General features: G+C 72.3%; 18 protein-coding genes. 5 read left to right on the forward strand and 13 right to left on the reverse strand.

The window, feature by feature from the left end:
- Positions 1–8: 8 nt before the first annotated feature.
- The 6 genes from pafA to dop form a co-directional block, all read right to left on the reverse strand.
- Positions 9–1,367: a Pup--protein ligase gene (pafA, locus tag ACI79H_RS09370; protein ID WP_456554100.1), complete on the reverse strand. Its 1,359-nt coding sequence runs from the start codon at positions 1,365–1,367 to the stop codon at positions 9–11.
- 59 nt (positions 1,368–1,426) lie between these two features.
- Positions 1,427–2,305: a proteasome subunit alpha gene (gene prcA, locus ACI79H_RS09375; RefSeq protein ID WP_456554101.1), complete on the reverse strand. Its 879-nt coding sequence runs from the start codon at positions 2,303–2,305 to the stop codon at positions 1,427–1,429.
- Positions 2,306–2,308: 3 nt separating this feature from the next.
- Positions 2,309–3,166: a proteasome subunit beta gene (gene prcB, locus ACI79H_RS09380; RefSeq protein ID WP_456554102.1), complete on the reverse strand. Its 858-nt coding sequence runs from the start codon at positions 3,164–3,166 to the stop codon at positions 2,309–2,311.
- Between the two features lie 21 nt (positions 3,167–3,187).
- Positions 3,188–3,670 (reverse strand): endonuclease domain-containing protein, encoded by a 483-nt coding sequence (locus ACI79H_RS09385; protein WP_456554103.1) that lies wholly within the window; start codon positions 3,668–3,670, stop codon positions 3,188–3,190.
- Positions 3,671–3,922: 252 nt separating this feature from the next.
- Positions 3,923–4,132: a ubiquitin-like protein Pup gene (locus ACI79H_RS09390; RefSeq protein ID WP_456554104.1), complete on the reverse strand. Its 210-nt coding sequence runs from the start codon at positions 4,130–4,132 to the stop codon at positions 3,923–3,925.
- A gap of 82 nt (positions 4,133–4,214) precedes the next feature.
- A complete protein-coding gene (gene dop, locus ACI79H_RS09395; RefSeq protein ID WP_456554105.1) occupies positions 4,215–5,720 on the reverse strand; it encodes a depupylase/deamidase Dop in 1,506 nt (501 codons plus the stop codon).
- A 293-nt stretch (positions 5,721–6,013) separates the two neighbouring features.
- Here dop and ACI79H_RS09400 point away from each other — a divergent pair, with 293 nt between their 5' ends.
- Positions 6,014–6,634, forward strand: a complete 621-nt coding sequence (locus ACI79H_RS09400; protein WP_456554106.1) for a LysM peptidoglycan-binding domain-containing protein — start codon at positions 6,014–6,016, stop codon at positions 6,632–6,634.
- Between the two features lie 64 nt (positions 6,635–6,698).
- Here the strand turns inward: ACI79H_RS09400 and arc are convergent, their stop codons facing one another.
- On the reverse strand, positions 6,699–8,480 hold the full coding sequence (arc, locus tag ACI79H_RS09405) for a proteasome ATPase (protein ID WP_456554107.1): 1,782 nt from the start codon (positions 8,478–8,480) through the stop codon (positions 6,699–6,701).
- Positions 8,481–8,584: 104 nt separating this feature from the next.
- On the reverse strand, positions 8,585–9,475 hold the full coding sequence (locus ACI79H_RS09410) for a tRNA (adenine-N1)-methyltransferase (protein ID WP_456554108.1): 891 nt from the start codon (positions 9,473–9,475) through the stop codon (positions 8,585–8,587).
- 95 nt (positions 9,476–9,570) lie between these two features.
- Between ACI79H_RS09410 and ACI79H_RS09415 the strand changes: the two genes are divergently transcribed.
- Complete coding sequence (locus ACI79H_RS09415) at positions 9,571–10,491, forward strand: RecB family exonuclease (RefSeq protein WP_456554109.1); 921 nt, start codon at positions 9,571–9,573, stop codon at positions 10,489–10,491.
- 93 nt (positions 10,492–10,584) lie between these two features.
- On the opposite strand, the gene ACI79H_RS09420 is transcribed toward ACI79H_RS09415, so the two are convergent.
- Positions 10,585–11,295 carry an HAD family hydrolase gene (locus ACI79H_RS09420; protein ID WP_456554110.1) on the reverse strand — a complete coding sequence of 237 codons (711 nt, stop codon included), beginning with the start codon at positions 11,293–11,295 and terminating at the stop codon, positions 10,585–10,587.
- A 66-nt stretch (positions 11,296–11,361) separates the two neighbouring features.
- On the reverse strand, positions 11,362–11,850 hold the full coding sequence (locus ACI79H_RS09425) for a MarR family winged helix-turn-helix transcriptional regulator (RefSeq protein ID WP_456554111.1): 489 nt from the start codon (positions 11,848–11,850) through the stop codon (positions 11,362–11,364).
- A 103-nt stretch (positions 11,851–11,953) separates the two neighbouring features.
- Here ACI79H_RS09425 and ACI79H_RS09430 point away from each other — a divergent pair, with 103 nt between their 5' ends.
- The gene (locus ACI79H_RS09430) at positions 11,954–12,475 is read left to right on the forward strand and encodes a hypothetical protein (protein ID WP_456554112.1); all 522 of its coding nucleotides are present in this window, start codon (positions 11,954–11,956) and stop codon (positions 12,473–12,475) included.
- A gap of 4 nt (positions 12,476–12,479) precedes the next feature.
- Positions 12,480–12,749, forward strand: coding sequence for a hypothetical protein (locus tag ACI79H_RS09435; protein WP_456554113.1), 270 nt, complete (start codon positions 12,480–12,482; stop codon positions 12,747–12,749).
- A 24-nt stretch (positions 12,750–12,773) separates the two neighbouring features.
- On the opposite strand, the gene metH is transcribed toward ACI79H_RS09435, so the two are convergent.
- Positions 12,774–16,568: a methionine synthase gene (metH, locus tag ACI79H_RS09440; protein WP_456554114.1), complete on the reverse strand. Its 3,795-nt coding sequence runs from the start codon at positions 16,566–16,568 to the stop codon at positions 12,774–12,776.
- A gap of 212 nt (positions 16,569–16,780) precedes the next feature.
- On the opposite strand from metH, the gene ACI79H_RS09445 reads away from it, so the two are divergent.
- Positions 16,781–17,650, forward strand: a complete 870-nt coding sequence (locus ACI79H_RS09445) for a PAC2 family protein (protein WP_456554115.1) — start codon at positions 16,781–16,783, stop codon at positions 17,648–17,650.
- A gap of 3 nt (positions 17,651–17,653) precedes the next feature.
- On the opposite strand, the gene ACI79H_RS09450 is transcribed toward ACI79H_RS09445, so the two are convergent.
- Both ACI79H_RS09450 and mshC read right to left on the reverse strand, forming a co-directional pair.
- On the reverse strand, positions 17,654–18,682 hold the full coding sequence (locus ACI79H_RS09450) for an HD domain-containing protein (protein WP_456554116.1): 1,029 nt from the start codon (positions 18,680–18,682) through the stop codon (positions 17,654–17,656).
- Positions 18,682–19,932, reverse strand: coding sequence for a cysteine--1-D-myo-inosityl 2-amino-2-deoxy-alpha-D-glucopyranoside ligase (gene mshC / locus ACI79H_RS09455; RefSeq protein WP_456554117.1), 1,251 nt, complete (start codon positions 19,930–19,932; stop codon positions 18,682–18,684). The genes ACI79H_RS09450 and mshC overlap by 1 nt, the downstream gene beginning before the upstream one ends.
- Positions 19,933–19,951: the final 19 nt, after the last annotated feature.

Here is a 19,951-nt window from a genome sequence, read left to right on the forward strand (position 1 = left end):
AAGCGGGGTCACATCGAGGCGATGAGCTTCTCCACGCGGTCGTCGACCGCCTTGAAGGGGTCCTTGCACAGCACGGTGCGCTGGGCCTGGTCGTTGAGCTTGAGGTGCACCCAGTCGACGGTGAAGTCGCGGCGCTTCTCCTGGGCCTTGCGGATGAACTCCCCGCGCAGCCGGGCGCGGGTGGTCTGCGGCGGGACGTTCTTTGCCTCGAAGACGCGGGGCTCGTGGGTCACCCGCTCGACCTGGCCGGCCTTCTCCAGCAGGTAGTACAGGCCGCGCGTGCGGCTGATGTCGTGGTAGGCCAGGTCCATCTGGGCCACCCGTGGGGAGGACAGCGTCAGGTCCCGCTTGGCCCGGTACCGCTCGATGAGGCTGTACTTGATCGCCCAGTCGATCTCGCGGTCGATGAGGCTGAGGTCCTCGGTGTCCACCGCCTTGAGCACCCGGCCCCACAGCTCGAGCATCTGGCGCTGCACCGGCTGGACGCCCTCGCGGTCGGCGAACTCCAGGGCGCGGTCGTGGTACTCGCGCTGGATCTCCAGGGCCGACATCTCCTTGCCGCTGGACAGCCGCACCTTGCGCCGCCCGGTCATGTCGTGGCTGATCTCGCGGATGGCGCGGATCGGGTTCTCCAGCGTCATGTCCCGGATGGGGGTCCCGGCCTCGATCATCCGCAGCACCAGGTCGGTCATGGCGACCTTGAGCAGCGTCGTCGTCTCGCTCATGTTCGAGTCGCCGACGATCACGTGCAGCCGCCGGTAGCGCTCGGCGTCGGCGTGCGGCTCGTCGCGGGTGTTGATGATCGGCCGCGAGCGCGTGGTGGCGCTGGAGACGCCCTCCCAGATGTGCTCGGCGCGCTGGCTGACGCAGAAGATGGCGCCCCGCGGCGTCTGCAGCACCTTGCCCGCGCCGACGACGACCTGGCGGCTCACCAGGAACGGGATGAGGACGTCGGCCAGCCGGCTGAACTCGCCGTGCCGGCCCACCAGGTAGTTCTCGTGGCAGCCGTAGCTGTTGCCCGCCGAGTCGGTGTTGTTCTTGAACAGGTAGATGTCCCCGGCCACGCCCTCCTCGGCCAGCCGCTGCTCGGCGTCGACCAGCAGCCCCTCGAGGATCCGCTCACCGGCCTTGTCGTGGACGACGAGCTCGGTGAGGTCGTCGCACTCCGCCGTCGCGTACTCGGGGTGGCTGCCGACGTCGAGGTACAGCCGGGAGCCGTTGCGCAGGAAGACGTTCGAGCTGCGACCCCAGGAGACCACCCGCCGGAACAGGTAGCGGGCGACCTCGTCCGGGGACAGCCGCCGCTGCCCCTTGAAGGTGCACGTGACGCCGTACTCGGTCTCGATCCCGAAGATCCGTCGGTCCACGCTCCGAGCCTAGGCGCCGGGAGCGACGGAGGTGGGCTGCGCGCGCACCCGCGGTGCGGTCAGCCCTCGCCCCCGTCCTCGTCGTGCGGGTCGAAGAGGCCCGTCTCGGCACCACCGGCCGTGTCGGGGTTGGCCGGGTCGCCCAGCCCCGCCGGCGTGCCCGGCTCGGAGACGCTGGGGGCGTGCGCGCTGGTCACCGGGGCATCGTCCACGTCGGGCGCCGAGTCGTCGCCCAGCAGGGTGCGCAGAGCGGCGCCGGTGATCCGCCGGAAGGCCCGCTTCGGGCGGCGCCGGTCGAGGACGGCCACCTCGAGCTGGGCGGCGGTGAGCTGGGTGGGGCCGCCGTTGCCGGCGCCCGCCGTGACCGGGCTGACCGCCGACAGCGCGCGGACGCCGACCTGCAGCGCGTCGGACAAGCCCATGCCGGGGAGGAAGTGCTCGCGGAGGTGCCCGGTGACCGCCTCGGCCTGGCCCCCCATGACGACGAAGTCCGGCTCGTCGACGACGGAGCCGTCGAAGGTGAGCCGGTAGAGCTGGTCGGCCTCCGGTCGGTCACCCACCTCGGCGACGCAGAGCTCGACCTCGTAGGGCTTCATCTGCTCGGTGAAGATCGCGCCGAGGGTCTGCGCGTAGGCGTTGGCGATGACCCGGCCGGTGACGTCGCGGCGGTTGTAGGAGTAGCCGCGCACGTCGGCCAGGCGGACCCCGGCGACCCGGAGGCTCTCGAACTCGCTGTACCGGCCGACGGCGGCGAAGCCGATCCGGTCGTAGATCTCGCCGACCTTGTGCAGCGTCGAGCTGGGGTTCTCGGCGATGAACAGCACGCCGTCGGCGTAGGTGACGACGGCGACGCTGCGGCCGCGGGAGATGCCCTTGCGGGCGTACTCCGAGCGGTCGCGCATGACCTGCTCGGCGGAGGCGTAGTACGGCATGGTCATGGCTCAGGCCCCCCGGTCCACGTTCTGGCGGTCAGCGGCGGCGCGCTCGGTGACGATCGCGTCGGCGACGGTGGCCACCTCGGCGTCGGTCAGCCGGACGGTGCCCTCGACGTCCACCCGGTAGACGATCGGGTAGAGCCGGCGCACGGGATCCGGGCCACCGGTCGCGGAGTCGTCGTCGGCGGCGTCGTAGAGGGCCTCGACCACGGTGCGGGTGGCCTCGTCGGCGGGCAGGCCGCTGCGCCAGGTCTTCTTGAGCGAGTTCTTGGCGAACAGCGAGCCGGAGCCGACGGCGGCGTAGCCGCGCTCCTCGTAGTTCCCGCCGGTGACGTCGTAGCTGAAGATGCGCCCGGGTGCGGCGCCCTCGGCGGCATCGAGGTCGAACCCGGCGAACAGCGGGACCACGGCGAGGCCCTGCATCGCAGCGCCCAGGTTGCCGCGGATCATCTGCGCGAGCCGGTTGGCCTTGCCGTCGAGGGACATCGTGAGCCCCTCGATCTTCTCGTAGTGCTCCAGCTCCACCTGGTAGAGCTTCACCATCTCGATGGCGATGCCGGCCGCGCCCGCGATGCCGATGACGCTGTAGGAGTCGGCCGGGTAGACCTTCTCGATGTCCCGCGAGCTGATCAGGTTGCCCATGGTGGCGCGCCGGTCGCCGCCCATGAGGACGCCGCCCTCGTAGGTGACGGCGACGATCGTCGTGCCGTGCGGGGCGAGGTCGCCGACGGGCATCGTCGGGACGGGGCGGCGGCCGGGCAGCAGGTCAGGCGCCGTGGTGGAGAGGAAGTCGGTGAACGACGAGCCCACCCGGTCCAGGTAGGCGGGCGGGAACCCGCTCCGGCCAGCCGAAGACTCGTTCACGCATCCGCCTCTCCCGCCTGCTCACGCCGGCGTGCCCGCATCGGTTCGTCCGGTGCTCCGCGTGCTGGTGCCGGGCGCAGCTGGACGTCGCTGCGACCCTACCGGCGGCTCCCCGGGACGGCTGGGCGCCTCCGCTGCCTCAACCGACGCCGCGACGAGCGTGTCGGATGCCTGCTGCTGCCGGTGACCTTCGACGTACAGCCCGGCGACGTGGAGGAGGTACGGATCGTCCCGGAAGAGGCCCAGGCCTTGGTTGCACCGCTGGCAGAGCAGCATGCGGATCCGGCCGGTCGAGTGGTCGTGATCGAGATGCTGGGGATCCGGTTCCCCGCAGATGCCGCACCGATTCTCCTGTGCTTGGCGCAACTCCATCAGCTCGGACCGGGTCAGCTTGTACTTCCGGTAGAAGTAGCCCGCCGAGTTCGCCGCTCGGTCGCACGGGCGGCATCGGCTGCCGAAACCCGAGGCTGTGCTGGCGTTGCGGACGTAGTCCTCGTGCGCCACAGCCTGCTCGCAGGACGGGCACCACCGGAACCCCTCGGGGACCCAGGAGTGATCGCGTACGTCGAAACCCTGGCGTTGCCGACTCGAGCGGTACCAGCGACTGTTGCGCGCGCGGTTGCACGCCAGGCAGTAGAAGGACAAGCCGTCGACCCGTGAGCGGTTCCGGCCGAACTCAGCGGGGGGCTTGGTCTCCTCGCAGGAAGGGCAGCGCTTCATCGCAAGTCGAGCGCGGCGTGCAGTCACTCAGCGTGATCACTCCCCTCCCTTCTGTACGAAGGACCGAACGAACTCCTCCGAGTTCTCCTCGAGGACCTCGTCGATCTCGTCCAGGATCGCGTCGAAGTCCTCGGTGATCTCCTTGTGCCGTTCGGCGACCTCGGTGTCGGCCGAGGCCTCGACCTCCTCGGTCTCCTCGCGCGACCGCGTCGCCTTCTGCTGCCCGCCGGTGTCCCTGGTGGCCATGGCCTGCCCCTCCCGTCGTGGTGCTGCTGGGGCTGAAGCTACCCGCCGGGTGCGACAACCGGGGTGCGGCAGAGCGGTTCGATCACCTGCCGGTGATGGTGTCGACCAGCTCCTTGGCGGTGGCCGAGGCCTCGAACAGCGCCCCGACGTGCTCGCGGGTCCCGCGCAGCGGCTCCATGGTCGGGATGCGCACCAGGTTCTCCTGCCCGAGGTCGAACACGACCGAGTCCCAGGAGGCCGCGGCCACCTGCGCGGGGAACCGGCGCAGGCACTCGCCGCGGAAGTAGGCGCGGGTGTCGGTGGGCGCGTGCACGACCGCCTGCTCCACCTCGTCCTCGGTGAGCAGCCGCTGCATCGAGCCGCGGGCGACGAGCCGGTTGTACAGGCCCTTCTCCGGCCGCACGTCGGAGTACTGCAGGTCGACCAGCTTCAGCCGCGAGTCCCCCCACCCCAGCCCGTCCCGGGTGCGGTACCCCTCCAGCAGGCGGAGCTTGGCCGGCCAGTCCAGCCGGTCGGCGCAGCGCATCGGGTCGATGGCCAGGTCCTCGAGCACCTCGGCCCACCGGCGCAGCACGTCGTCGGTCTGCTCGTCGGACTCCCCGCTCTGCGCGACGAACTTCTGCGCGTGCTCCAGGTAGGTCTGCTGCATCTCCAGCGCGGTCATCCGGCGCCCGTCGCGCAGCCGCACGGTGTGGGTCAGCGACGGGTCGTGGCTGATGGCCTGCAGTGCCTCGACCGGCTCCTCCAGCGAGAGGTCGTGCGGCAGGTAGCGGGCCTCGATCATGGCCAGCACGAGCGACGTCGTCCCGACCTTGAGGTAGGTGGAGAGCTCGGCGAGGTTGGCGTCCCCGATGATCACGTGCAGCCGGCGGTACTTGTCGGCGTCGGCGTGCGGCTCGTCCCGGGTGTTGATGATCGGCCGCTTGAGCGTCGTCTCCAGGCCCACCTCGACCTCGAAGAAGTCGGCGCGCTGGGAGATCTGGAAACCGGCCGTGCGGCTCTCCGGGCCGATGCCCACGCGCCCGGCTCCGGCGAACACCTGGCGGGTCACGAAGAACGGGATCAGGCCGCGGATGATGTCGACGAACGGCGTCCGGCGGTCCATCAGGTAGTTCTCGTGCGCACCGTAGGAGGCACCCTTGCCGTCGGTGTTGTTCTTGTAGAGCTGGATGGGCTGGGTGCCCGGGACCCGCGCGGCCCGGCGGATGGCCTCGGCCATCACCCGCTCCCCCGCCTTGTCCCACAGGACGACGTCGCGCGGGCCGGTCACCTCCGGCGAGGAGTACTCGGGGTGCGCGTGGTCGACGTAGAGCCGGGCGCCGTTGGTGAGGATGACGTTGGCCATCCCGGTGTCCTCGTCGAGGTCGTTGTGGTCCAGCGCCTGCGCGGGGGTGAGGTCGAAGCCGCGGGCGTCGCGCAGCGGCGACTCCTCCTCGAAGTCCCACCGGGGACGACGCCGTGTCGGCGCCTCGGCGACCGACCAGGCGTTGACCACCTGGCTGGACAGCGTCGTCGGGTTGGCCGTCGGCTGCCCCGGCACGGAGATGCCGTACTCGATCTCGGTGCCCATGACCCGCCGCACGCTCATGCCCCAACCCTAGGCCGCTCGCCCGCCCCCGACCCCGCGACGCCGGACCGGGGACGGGGTGGCGCGGCGCCCCGAGTCGCGTACCGTCGGAGGAGCCCGGCCGCAGCAGAGCGGTCCCGGGCCGCCCACGGGATCGTCTCGGCCGTCGCTGCCGCCCCGTGCGCCTCCCGGACACGCCGCCCGCCCTCCCTCCGCCCTGCGGCCGTGCTCCTCCGTCATCCCGGCTCCGTGGGTGGAGCGTGCCGCGCCCGTCCCGGGCCGCTTCGCGTCGGGCGCCGCCACTCGAGAGGACCATGACGAAGCGCAGCTCCACCCCTCGCACCCCTACCCGTCGCCTCACCCTCGGCCTCGCCGCCGCGGGCGCCGTCCTGGCCGGGCCGTTGCTGACCACCGGGACGGCGAGCGCCGCAGACGGCGCCACGTGGGACCGCCTCGCGCACTGCGAGAGCACCGGCAACTGGGCGATCAACACCGGCAACGGGTACTACGGCGGCCTGCAGTTCTCCCAGAGCACCTGGCAGGCTTTCGGCGGCACCGCCTACGCACCACGGGCCGACCTCGCCACCCGCGAGCAGCAGATCGCCACAGCGGAGAAGACCCTGGCCCAGCAGGGCTGGGGAGCCTGGCCTGCGTGCAGCGCGAAGCTGGGCCTGACCTCCGCGGACCGCGCCGGCAGTGCCGAGCCGCCGGCTGCCTCTCGCGCGGAGCGGCCGCCCGCGCCGGCGCCGACGCCGGCGCCCGCTCCGGCGTCCGCCGGCTCCGGTGCCTCGTACACGGTGCGGGCGGGCGACACGCTCTCGCGCATCGCCACGGCGCACGGCGTGCACTGGTCGTCCCTGCACGAGGCCAACCGGGGCGTCATCGGCGCGGACCCGGGCCGGATCTTCCCCGGTCAGGTGCTGACGATCGCCTGACCGGCCCCGCACGCGGACGGCCCGGTCACCTCGCGGTGACCGGGCCGTCCGGGCGGCGGCGCCGCTAGAGGTACTGGCCGGTGTTCGTGGCGGTGTCGATCGCCCGGCCCGACTCGTTGCCCTTGCCGCTGATCAGCGTGCGGATGTAGACGATCCGCTCGCCCTTCTTGCCCGAGATCCGCGCCCAGTCGTCGGGGTTGGTGGTGTTGGGCAGGTCCTCGTTCTCCTTGAACTCGTCGACGCAGGCCTGCATCAGGTGCCCGACCCGCAGGCCGCCGGTGCCGGTCTCCAGGCTCTCCTTGATCGCCATCTTCTTGGCGCGGTCGACGATGTTCTGCAGCATGGCGCCGGAGTTGAAGTCCTTGAAGTACAGGACCTCCTTGTCACCGTTGGCGTAGGTGACCTCGAGGAAGCGGTTCTCCTCGACCTCGGTGTACATGCGCTCGACGGTGCGCTGGATCATCCCGGCGATCGTCGCCTCGCGGCTGCCGCCGTGCTCGGCCAGGTCGTCGGGGTTGAGCGGGAGCGTCGGCAGCAGGTACTTGCTGAAGATGTCCCGCGCCGCCTCGGCATCCGGACGCTCGATCTTGATCTTCACGTCGAGCCGGCCAGGCCGCAGGATCGCCGGGTCGATCATGTCCTCCCGGTTGGAGGCGCCGATGACGATGACGTTCTCCAGGCCCTCGACGCCGTCGATCTCGCTGAGCAGCTGGGGCACGATCGTCGACTCGACGTCGGAGGAGACCCCCGACCCGCGGGTGCGGAAGATCGAGTCCATCTCGTCGAAGAAGACGATGACCGGGGTGCCCTCGCTGGCCTTCTCGCGCGCCCGCTGGAAGACCAGGCGGATGTGCCGCTCGGTCTCGCCGACGTACTTGTTGAGCAGCTCGGGGCCCTTGATGTTGAGGAAGTAGGACTTGCCCTGCCCCTCGCCCTTGAGCGCCGACACCTTCTTGGCCAGCGAGTTCGCCACCGCCTTGGCGATCAGCGTCTTGCCGCAGCCGGGCGGGCCGTAGAGCAGGATTCCCTTCGGCGGGCGCAGCTGGTACTCGCGGAACAGGTCCGCGTGCAGGAAGGGCAGCTCCACGGCGTCGCGGATCTGCTCGATCTGCCGGGACAGGCCGCCGATGTCGGAGTAGTCGATGTCCGGCACCTCTTCGAGGACCAGCTCCTCGACCTCGCTCTTGGGGATGCGCTCGTACACGTACCCCGAGCGCGACTCCAGCAGCAGCGAGTCCCCCGCCCGCAGCGGCTGGTCGGTCAGCGAGTCGGCGAGGTAGACCACGCGCTCCTCGTCGGTGTGCCCGATGACCAGCGCGCGCTGGGTGACGCCGTCGATCGGCTCGAGCAGCTCCTTGAGCATCACGACGTCGCCGGCGCGCTCGAAGCCCCGCGCCTCGACGACGTTCATCGCCTCGTTGAGCATGACCTCCTGGCCGGGCCGCAGGTCGAGCCCCTCGACGTTCGGCGAGAGGGTGACCCGCAGCTTGCGCCCGCTGGTGAAGACGTCGACCGACCCGTCCTCGTGCCGCTCCAGGAAGACGCCGTAGCCGGACGGGGGCTGCCCGAGCCGGTCGACCTCCTCCTTGAGCGTGACCAGCTGCTCGCGCGCGTCGCGCAGGGTCGTGGAGAGCTTGTCGTTGCGCTCGGAGAGGAACGCGGCGCGCCCCTCCGCCTCGCTGATCCGTTCCTCCAGCGCCCGCGCCTGGCGGGGGCTGTCGGCGACCTTCCGGCGCAGCAGGCCGATCTCCTCCTCGAGGTAGGAGATCTGGGTGAGCAGCGCAGCGACGTCACGCTCGCGTCGCGCCTTCATCTCGTCGGGACCGTCGACCGGACCTGGGCCCATCGCGCACCTCCGCACATTCGGGGGAGCCAGGACGCAAATCTATACACGCGCGACGACAGTTCGCCGTGGGCTCGCGCGAGGGCCGCAGGCCGCCCGCGCGCGGCTCAGATCTTCTGCGCCCGCCGCTGCCGGATGGGGGCGACCGCGCCCTCGGCGAGCCGCCGGGCGGTGACCAGGAAGGCGGTGTGCGCCACCATCCGGTGCTCCGGGCGCACGGCGAGACCGACCGCGTGCCAGGGCCGCAGCAGCGTCTCCCACTGGTGCGGCTCGGTCCACACGCCCTGCGCGCGCAGCGCCTCGACGTAGGTCGAGAGCTGGGTCGTCGTCGCGACGTAGCCGACCAGCACCCCGCCGGGGCGCAGCGCGGCGGCGACCGTCGGTAGCACCGCCCACGGCTCCAGCATGTCGAGGACGACGCGGTCCACGACCTCGTCGGCCGGGTGGTCGGCGAGGTCGCCCAGCCGCAGGCTCCAGTTGCCCGGCACCTCACCGAAGAAGGCGCCCACGTTGGCCCGGGCGACGTCGGCGAAGTCCTCGCGGCGCTCGTAGCTGGTCAGCGACCCGCCCGATCCCACCGCGCGGAGCAGCGAGCAGCTCAGCGCGCCGGACCCCGCGCCGGCCTCGAGCACGCGCATGCCGGGCCCCACGTCGCCGAAGCCGACGATCTGGGCGGCGTCCTTCGGGTAGATGACCTGCGCGCCGCGCGGCATGGAGAGCACGAAGTCGGCCAGCAGCGGGCGGAACGCCAGGTAGCCGGTGTTCGCGGTGGAGTGCACGACCGAGCCCTCCGGCGCGCCGATGAGGTCGTCGTGCTCGATGGCGCCCCGGTGGGTGTGGAACTGCTTGCCCGGCTCCAGGACGACGGTGTGCATCCGGCCCTTGGGGTCGGTCAGCTGCACGCGGTCCCCGGCGACGAACGCCCCCTCGACCGGCTCCGGCCGCTCGGCGGGCGCGTCGGTGGGGACGTCGAGGTCGTGCTCGGGCTGGGTGTCCACGGGCGACGAGCGTACGGAGGGGGCCGGTGTGACCCGTGTCCCTGGTGCGGCGCGGGCGCTCGGAACTGTCGGCACGCCGACCTAGCCTCGGGCCCATGACGCTCACGGTGGGGACCGACGTCGCGGAGCAGGCACCCGAGCGGGCGCCGCGCCGGCCGTCGCTGTCGCCGAGCCGCGCCGCGGACTTCAAGACCTGCCCGCTGCTCTACCGCTTCCGCACCCTCGACCGGCTGCCCGAGCGCAAGAGCCTGGCCATGGTGCGGGGCACGCTCGTGCACTCCGTCCTGGAGCGGCTGTACGGGCTGCCGCCGGCGCAGCGCACCGTCGAGGGTGCCCTCGAGCTGCTCGGGCCCGCCTGGGCGGACCTGCGGGAGGAGCCGGAGGTCGCCGAGCTGTTCGCGACGTCGCAGGCCGAGGGCGCCGAGACCGACGTGAACGCACCCGCGTCGGTGGAGGCGTGGCTCGCCTCGGCCGGGAAGCTGGTCGAGCGCTACTTCACCCTCGAGGACCCGACCCGCATCCAGCCCGAGGGCCTCGAGCAGCTGGTCGAGGTCACGCTGCCCGACGGGCTGCTGCTGCGCGGCTACGTGGACCGGCTCGACGTCGCCCGCAACGGCGCGCTGCGGGTGGTCGACTACAAGACCGGCTCGATGCCCCGCGAGGCGTTCGAGAACAAGGCGCTGTTCCAGATGAAGTTCTACGCGCTGGTGCTCTGGCGCACGCGCGGCGTGGTGGCCGCCCAGCTCAAGCTGATCTACCTGGGCGACGGCGACGCGCTCACCTACGCCCCGGACGAGCAGGAGCTCGTCCGGTTCGAGCGCACCCTGCTGGCGATCTGGTCGGCGATCGAGCGCGCGGTCAGCACCGGGGACTTCACGCCCAACAAGACGCGGTTGTGCGGCTGGTGCGACCACCAGGCGCTGTGCCCGGAGTTCGGCGGCACTCCCCCGCCGTTCCCCACCGAGGCGGCCGCCGCGGCGGGCTGGCCCACCCTGCCGGTCGTCGAGCGCGACTGAGCCCGGCTCAGCCCCCGGCGCGCACGTGGGCGACCAGGCGTCCGCGGCCCGTGGCCAGTCGCCGGTACCGGCCCGGGTCTGCCGGACGCGGCCTCAGCGGGCGGAGAGCTCCAGCGGCTCGCGGGCGGCGAGCACGTCGGCCAGCTCGGCCACACCGACCCCGGCCAGCGACGGGCGCTGCACGAGCCCCGGTGCCGGCGGCACCGACTGCAGGCCGGCCACCCCCAGCACGGCCGCACCGGAGGCGAGCCCAGCTTGGACGCCGACCAGCGAGTCCTCGATGACGACGCACTCCTCCGGCGCGACCTCCAGCGCGGCCATCGCCTGCAGGTACGGCGCCGGGTCGGGCTTGCGAGCGCGGACCTCGTCGCCGCACACCGTCACCTCGAACGGGCCGCCGCCGGGGTAGCCGGCCTCGATGTGGGCGATGACCAGGTCGGCAAGCCGGCGCGGCGTCGTCGTGACCAGGGCGGTGCGCAGCCCGGCGGCGTGCACCTCCGCGAGCAGCTCCTGCGCGCCGGGCAGCCACACCAGCCGCTCGGTCATCATCCGGGCCACGGCGCCCAGGATCTGGGCCACGTCGGCCTGCACCTGGTCGTCGGTCCGCCGACTCACCCCGAGATCGGCGTAGAGCACGTCCATGGCCACGCGCATGCTCGTGCCCACGGTCGCCGCGCGGGCCTCGGCCGACATCCGGCCGCCCAGCTGGCCGGCGAGCTCGAACATCGCCTCGCCCCAGTACTCCTCGGTCTCCACGAGGGTGCCGTCCATGTCGAACAGGACAGCAGCGAGGCGGTGCGTCATCTGGTCAGTCTCCCAGCCGGCAGGCGAGCACCACGGGCGGCCCGCGGACGACGGCTCTCGCGCCGACTACTCCTCGCCGTCCGTCGGGCGGGGCCGGGTGGCCCCGCCAGGGAAGGGCTCCCCCGATCGACGCGCGATCGCCCCCAGCACCCGGAACAGGTCCCCGTCCTCCGGGAGGGCGGCGAGGCCCCTCAGTTCCGCGTCGACCGCGGCGATCGCGGCCAGACCCGCGACGAGCAGCTCCCGCCCCCTCGGGGTCACGTCCAGCAGGGCCCGCCTGCCCCGGCCCTGATCGGCCGGCGCGACGGCGCCCGTCGCGATGAGCTCGGCGACGGTGGCGTGCATGCTCTGCGGCGTCACCCGAGCGCGTCGGGCCAGCTCGGTGTAGGACAGCCCGGGCTCCCGCCCGAGGTGCCCGAGCGCCCCCAGCAGCCGCAGCGACAAGCCGATCCGCTCCAGCGAGCCGTTGACCCATCTGTCGACCTGCCGGCCCAGCGCGACGAGCAGGAGGGCGCTGCTCGTCGCCGGCGGCCCCGGCACGTCCGGTGTCGTCACCACGGCTCCTCCCCTGTGCGGTGCCGCCATCCTCTCCCGACCGATCTTCGCCGATTGTTTCAGGGCGCCTGATACCTTCACGGCAACGACGACGGAGGTGGTCATGGCAGCGTTCCTGCTCAGCGTGCACGTGGTCGCAGCGGTGGTGTTCGTGGGTTCGGTGACGGTGGCGGTCAGCCTCTTCCCGCGCTACGCGCGGCTGGCCCTCGACGAGGCGACGGCGCCGCCTGCGGTGCCGGTGCTCCACCTGCTGCACCGGATCACCCGGGTGTACGCCCTGCTGTCGCTGGCCGTGCCGGTGTTCGGTCTGGCGACCGCGGCCCAGCTGGACGTCCTCGGCGACGCCTGGGTGCAGGTGTCGATGGGGCTGGCCGTGGTGGCCGGTCTCCTGCTGGTGGCTGCCGTCCTGCCGGCGCAGCGCCGGCTGCTGGCGCACGTGGCCGAGGTCCCCGGCCGGGACGGGGTGGCGCCGGCGTCCGCGACGGGTGCCGCTGTGCGGGCGGCCCTCCCGGAGGGGACCGCGTTGATCGGCCGCCTCGGGGCGTCCTCCGGCGTCTTCAACCTGCTCTGGGTGGTCGTCGTCGTGCTGATGATCGTCCGGCCCGGCTCCACGACGGGCGTCTGAGGTGGTGCCGCGCTGGCTGGCGGCCGCCGCGGCCGTCGAGACGGCCACCCTGGCCCTGCTCCTCGTCAACCTGGCGACCGTGCACGTGCAGTCGGTCGCGGCCTTGCTCGGCCCGGTCCACGGGTTCTGCTACCTGGTCGTCATCGCGCTCTCCTGGCAGCTGCCCGCACCGACCGGCGTGCGGGCGCTATCCCTGGTGCCGGCGGTCGGCGGCCTGCTGGTCCTGCGGGCGTGGCGCCGGCTCGCCGTCGGGAGGCCGCCGGCGGCGCGCTGACCGGCGAGCCTCCCGGCGGACGGGCTACTCGTCCTCGGTCCGGTAGCCCAGGTTCGGCGAGAGCCACTTCTCCGCCTCGGCGACCGTCCAGCCCTTGCGCGCGGCGTAGTCCTCGACCTGGTCCCGGCCCACGCGGCCCAGCACGAAGTACCGCGCGTCCGGGTGGGAGAAGTACAGCCCGCTCACCGCGGCGCCGGGCCACATGGCCATGCTCTCGGTGAGCTGGATGCCGGTGTGCGCCTCGACGTCGAGCAGCTCCCAGATGGTCTGCTTCTCGGTGTGCTCCGGGCAGGCCGGGTAGCCGGGCGCCGGGCGGATGCCGCGGTACTTCTCGGCGATCAGCGCGTCGTTGTCCAGCCGCTCGCCGGCGGCGTAACCCCAGAACTCGGTGCGCACCCGCTCGTGCAGCCGCTCGGCGAACGCCTCGGCCAGCCGGTCGGCCAGCGCCTCGAGCATGATCGCGCTGTAGTCGTCGTTGTCCTTCTTGAACGCCGAGACCCGCTCCGCCGAGCCGAGCCCGGCGGTCACCGCGAAGGCGCCGACGTAGTCCTGGAGCCCGGTCTCCCTGGGCGCCACGAAGTCGGCGAGCGACTTGCGCGCCGACCCGTCCCGGCCCTCGGTCTGCTGGCGCAGCTGGTGCAGCACGGTGCGCACCTCGGTGCGCGACTCGTCGGTGTAGACCTCCAGGTCGTCACCGGGCACCTGGTTGGCCGGGAACAGCCCGAAGACGCCGGCGGCGCGCAGCCACTTCTCGTCGACGATCCGGTCGAGCATCGCCTGGGCGTCCTCGTACAGCCGCCGCGCGGCCTCGCCGGTCGAGGGGTTGTGCAGGATGTCCGGGAAGCGCCCGCGCATCTCCCACGCGTTGAAGAACGGCTGCCAGTCGATGTAGCGGCGCAGCTCCTCGAGCGGGTAGTCGTGGAAGTGCCGCACGAACTGCGTCGCCCTCCCGAGCGTGCAGGCCGGGCCGTCGCAGACGTCCTTGGCCTGCTGCAGCAGCATCCGCGGCCGCGGCGGGGTGTACCCGGCCCAGTCGATCGGCGTGGCCGCCTCGCGCGCGGTGGCGATCGGCAGCAGCGCGCGGCTGTCCTGGCGGGCCGCGTGCCGCTCGCGCAGGGCGGCGTACTCGGCGTCGGTCTCGGCCAGCAGGCCTGGCCGCTGCTCGTCGGAGAGCAGCGCGGCCACGACCGGCACCGACCGCGAGGCGTCCTTCACCCAGATGACCGGCCCGTGGTACTTCTGCGCCACCTTGACCGCGGTGTGCGCCCGCGAGGTGGTGGCGCCGCCGATGAGCAGCGGGATCTCGAAGCCCTGCCGCTCCATCTCCGAGGCCAGGTTGACCATCTCGTCCAGCGACGGCGTGATCAGCCCCGACAGCCCGATGACGTCGGCGCCCTCGGCCTTGGCGGCGTCCAGGATCTTCTGCGCCGGGACCATCACGCCCAGGTCGACGACGTCGTAGTTGTTGCACTGCAGCACGACGCCGACGATGTTCTTGCCGATGTCGTGGACGTCGCCCTTCACGGTGGCCATGACGACCTTGCCGTTGCTGCGCTCGGCGTCGCCGGGCTTCTTCTCCGCCTCGATGTAGGGGATCAGGTAGGCGACGGCCTTCTTCATGACCCGCGCGGACTTGACCACTTGCGGCAGGAACATCTTGCCGGCGCCGAAAAGGTCGCCCACGACGTTCATGCCGTCCATCAACGGGCCCTCGATGACCTCGATGGGCCGCCCGCCCCGCTCGGCGATGAGCGCGCGCAGCTCCTCGGTGTCGTCCTCGACGTGCGCGTCGATGCCCTTGACCAGCGCGTGGGTGATCCGCTCCCCCACCGGCAGGCTCCGCCACTCCTCGGTGGCGACCTCCTTGACCGTGCCGTCGCCGGCGAAGTCGCCGGCGATCTCCAGCAGCCGCTCGGTGCTGTCGGGGCGGCGGTTGAGGACGACGTCCTCGATCCGCTCGCGCAGGAGCACGGGCACCTCGTCGTAGACCTCGAGCGCGCCGGCGTTGACGATGCCCATGTCCATGCCCGCGGCGATGGCGTGGAAGAGGAAGACCGCGTGGATGGCCTCGCGCACCGGGTTGTTGCCGCGGAAGGAGAAGGAGACGTTCGAGACGCCGCCGGACACCAGCGCGCCGGGCAGGTTCTGCTTGATCCAGCGGGTGGCCTCGATGAAGTCCAGCCCGTAGTTGGCGTGCTCCTCGATGCCGGTCGCCACGGCGAAGACGTTCGGGTCGAAGATGATGTCCTCGGCCGGGAAACCCACCTTCTGCGTCAGCACGTCGTAGGCCCGGCGGCAGATCTGCTTGCGCCGCTCCAGGGTGTCGGCCTGGCCGTCCTCGTCGAAGGCCATGACGACGACGGCGGCGCCGTACTTGCGGCACAGCGCGGCCTCGCGGACGAACTTCTCCTCGCCCTCCTTGAGGGAGATCGAGTTGACGATCGACTTGCCCTGGACGTTCTTCAGACCGGCCTCGATGACCTCCCACTTGGAGGAGTCGATCATCGTCGGCACGCGGCAGATGTCGGGCTCGGCGGCGATGAGCTTGGTGAAGCGGTCCATCGCCTCGACGCCGTCGATCATCCCCTCGTCCATGTTGACGTCGATCACCTGGGCGCCGGCCTCGACCTGCTGCCGGGCGACGGTGAGCGCGGTCGGGTAGTCCCCCGCCTTGATGAGGTTGCGGAAGCGGGCCGACCCGGTGATGTTCGTCCGCTCGCCGACGTTGACGAACAGCGTCTCCTCGACGACGGACAACGGCTCCAGGCCCGACAGGCGCAGCGCGGGCCGGACCTCCGGCACGGTGCGCGGCGCCTTGCCGGCGACGTCGCGGGCGATCGCGGCGATGTGCGCCGGCGTCGTGCCGCAGCAGCCGCCGACCAGGTTGACGAAGCCGGCGTCGGCGAACTCGGCCACGATGGCGGCCGTCTCGTCGGGCGACTCGTCGTACTCGCCGAAGGCGTTGGGCAGGCCGGCGTTCGGGTAGGCCGAGACGAAGGTGTCGGCGATGCGGGACATCTCGGCGATGTAGGGCCGCATCTCCTTGGCGCCGAGGGCGCAGTTCAGCCCCACGAGCAGCGGCTGCACGTGCCGCACCGAGTGCCAGAACGCTTCGGTGACCTGGCCGGACAGCGTGCGGCCCGACGCGTCGGTGATGGTGCCGGAGATCATGACCGGCCAGCGGCGGCCGCGCTCCTCGAACAGCGTCTCCAGCGCGAAGATCGCCGCCTTGGCGTTGAGCGTGTCGAAGATGGTCTCGACGAGCAGCACGTCCGAGCCGCCGTCGACCAGGCCGTTGGCCTGCTCGAGGTAGGCCTCGACCAGCTGGTCCCAGCTGACGTTCCGGGCGCCGGGGTCGTTCACGTCCGGCGAGATGGAGGCGGTGCGCGTCGTCGGACCCAGGGCGCCGACGACGTAGCGGGGCTTGTCCGGCGTGCGCTGCGACATCGCGTCGGCCTCGCGGCGGGCCAGGCGGGCGGACGCGTGGTTGAGCTCGTAGGCGAGCTCCTCCATGCCGTAGTCGGACAGCGACACGCGGTTGGCGTTGAACGTGTTGGTCTCGAGCAGGTCAGCGCCGGCCTCGAGGTACTCGCGGTGGATGCCCGCGATGATCTCCGGCTGCGTGATGCTGAGCAGGTCGTTGTTGCCCTGGACGTCGCTCGGCCAGTCCGCGAAGCGCTCGCCGCGGTAGCCGGCCTCGTCGGGGCGGTCGCGCTGGATCGCCGTCCCCATGGCGCCGTCGAGCACGAGGATGCGCTGCTGGAGCAGGGCGGTGAGCTCGGCGGTCGCGTCGGGGCGGAGGATGGGTGAGTCGGACACAGGCGATACCCCAGTAATGCGTGGCTGTGGGTGTGCGGGCTCTGCCTCCGTGGACGAGCTCCGGCACCCCGGCGGGTCTGCCCAGGCTTGAGCGGTCCCGATGTCGAGCCCATCGTCTCACTTCCGCGCAACGCGGTTCACGACCTCCGCGCTGTTCACACGCCCGGGTCATCCAGCCCGCGGCGTCGGTGGACCGACGTAGGCTTCCGGGGGTGATCGACCCGCAGCGCAGCGCCGAGGACCTGCCCGACCTCACCGAGCCGGTGGTGGTCGTGGCCTTCGAGGGCTGGAACGACGCCGGGGACGCCGCGACCGGGGCGGTCGAGCACCTCGAGCTGATCTGGGACGCCAAGCCGCTGGCTGCGCTCGACCCCGAGGACTACTACGACTTCCAGGTCAATCGCCCCACGGTCTCCCTCATCGACGGGGTGAGCCGCCGCATCGAGTGGCCGACCACCCGCATCTCGGTCGCCCGTCCCCCGGGCAGCGAGCGCGACGTCGTCCTCATCCGCGGCATCGAGCCGAACATGCGCTGGCGCGGGTTCTGCGCCGAGCTGATCGGCCTGCTCGAGGAGCTGGACGTGCAGACCGTCGTCGCTCTCGGCGCGCTGCTGGCCGACACCCCGCACACCCGGCCGACGCCGGTGACCGGGTCGGCCTACGACGAGGAGTCGGCGCAGGCCTACGGGCTGGAGACCTCGCGCTACGAGGGGCCGACCGGCATCCTCGGCGTCTTCCAGGACGCGTGCGTGCAGGCCGGCCTGCCGGCGATCAGCTTCTGGGCGGCCGTTCCGCACTACGTCTCCCAGCCGCCCTCCCCGCGGGCGACGCTGGCGCTGCTGCGCCGGGTCGAGGAGGTCCTGGAGATCACCGTGCCGCTCGGGGCGCTCCCCCAGCAGGCCGACGACTGGGTGTCGACCGTCGACGAGATGGCGAACGAGGACGACGAGGTCGTCGAGTACGTGCGCTCCCTCGAGGAGCGGGCCACCGAGGTCGATCTCTCGCAGGCCAACGGCGACCAGATCGCCCGCGAGTTCGAGCGGTACCTCAAGCGCCGCGACGGCTCCGCCGGCGGCGGCTGAGCGCTACCGCAGGAGCGGCGTCATGCGGGACGTCGCGTCGTCGTCGAACAACCGGTCGTGCGTGTTCAGGGCGAACCGGTCGGTCATGCCGGAGACGTAGTCGACGACCTGGGTGACCTCGTCGGCCTCGGTGTCGCGGTAGGACGCCGGCAGCAGCTCCGGATGGGCCAGGTGGTGGTCGACCAGCCGGCGGATGACGTCGACGGCCACGTGCTTCTGCCCGGCGGCGGTCTCGGACTCGTAGACCCGCTCGAACATGAACGCGCGCAGCTCGTGCATCGCCTCCAGCGGCTCGGTCGCCATGACCACCTGCGTGGCGCCGGGCACGAGCGAGCCCTCGACGACGGCGTCGATCATGGCGCCGACCATCTGGCTGCCCGGCTCGCCGAAGACGGCCCGGGTGCGGGCCGGCAGGTCGGTGGGGCGCAGCACCCCCGCGCGGACGGCGTCCAGCGCGTCGTGGGACAGGTAGCCGATCCGGTCGGCGTACCGCACGCACTCGGCCTCGCGGGTCGAGGGCGGCGGGGTGATCTTCCAGCTGTGCGCGCGGACGCCGTCGCGCACCTCCCAGGTGAGGTTGAGGTCCTCGAGCACCTCGACGATGCGCACGCCCTGGGCGGCGTGGTGCCAGCCGCCGGGGACGTAGGGGTCGAACGCGTCCTCGCCGATGTGGCCGAACGGCGAGTGGCCGACGTCGTGGGCCAGCGCGATCGCCTCGGCGAGCGTCTCGTTCAGGCCCAGCGCCCGGGCCAGCGAACGGGCAACCTGGGTGACCTGCAGCGTGTGGGTGAGCCGGGTGACGAAGTGGTCGCCGTCGGGGTTGAGGAAGACCTGCGTCTTGTGCTTGAGCCGGCGGAAGGCCTTGGCGTGCAGGATCCGGTCGCGGTCCCGCTCGAACGCCGTCCGCAGCGGGTCCTCGGCCTCGGGCCGGGCCCGGCCGCGGGTGCCCGCCGACCGGCAGGCGGCCGGCGCCAGCTGCTCCTCGGCCCGCTCGCGCGCAGCCCGGTCGGTGAAGCGGAACGGACCGGTCATCAGCAGTCCTGCAGGGCGACGCCCAGCAGCGCGTCGACGGCGTCGCAGACGATCGTCGACGCCTGCTCCTCCCGCTCCCCCGCGCCCGACAGCGTCGCCTCCGCCCAGGCGTCGACGACGGCGATGGCCCCGGGGCTGTCCAGGTCGTCGGACAGCCGCTCGCGCAGGCCGTGCAGCACCGGACCGGCCGGGGCACCGGTCTCCTGGGCGACGGCGCGCCGCCAGGTGCCCAGCCGCTCCTGCGCCTCGCGCAGCAGGGCCGGCGTCCAGGCGCGGTCGGTGCGGTAGTGCCCCGAGAGCAGCGCCAGCCGGATGGCCATCGGGTCGACGCCCTCGCCCCGGAGCTTCGAGACGAAGACCAGGTTGCCGCGGCTCTTGCTCATCTTCTCGCCGTCCAGGCCGATCATGGCCGCGTGCACGTAGGCCTCGGCGAAGGGCTTCTCGCCGGTCAGCGCCTCGGCGTGGACGGCGGAGTACTCGTGGTGGGGGAAGACCAGGTCGCTCCCGCCGCCCTGCACGTCGAAGCCCATGCCGATGGTGTCCAGGGCGATCGCGGCGCACTCGATGTGCCAGCCCGGCCGGCCCTCGGTGCCGCGCGGGCCGGGCCAGGACGGCTCGCCGGGGCGCGCCCCGCGCCACAGCATCGGGTCCAGCGGCTGCCGCTTGCCCGCGCGCTCCGGGTCCCCGCCGCGCTCGGCGAAGAAGCCGAGCATGGTGGCCTCGTCGTAGCCGGACTCGCCGCCGAAGCCGGGGGCCTGCGCGATGTCGTGGTAGACGTCGCCGGTGCCGTCGTCGAGCACGTAGGCGAGGCCTGCGTCGAGCAGCTGCTCGATGTGCGCGACGATCCGCGGGATGGCCTCGACCGCGCCGACGAAGTCCTCCGGCGGCAGCACCCGCAGCGCCGTCATGTCCTCGCGGAACAGCGCCGTCTCCCGCATGGCCAGGACGACCCAGTCCTCGCCGTCGCGCTCGGCGCGCTCGAGCAGCGGGTCGTCGATGTCGGTGACGTTCTGGACGTAGTGCACCGCGTGCCCGGCGTCCCGCCAGACGCGGTTGACCAGGTCGAAGGCGAGGTAGGTGGCCGCGTGCCCCAGGTGCGTGGCGTCGTAGGGCGTGATGCCGCAGACGTACATGCGCGCCGTGCGGTCCGGGCTGGTGTCCACGACCTCGCCGCGGGCGGTGTCGTGCACCTTGAGCGCGGGACCGGTCCCGGGCAGGGTCGGCAGGAGCGGGGCGGGCCAGGAGAGCACGCCCCGAGCCTAGAAGGAG

This window comes from Blastococcus sp. SYSU D01042, from assembly GCF_054050515.1.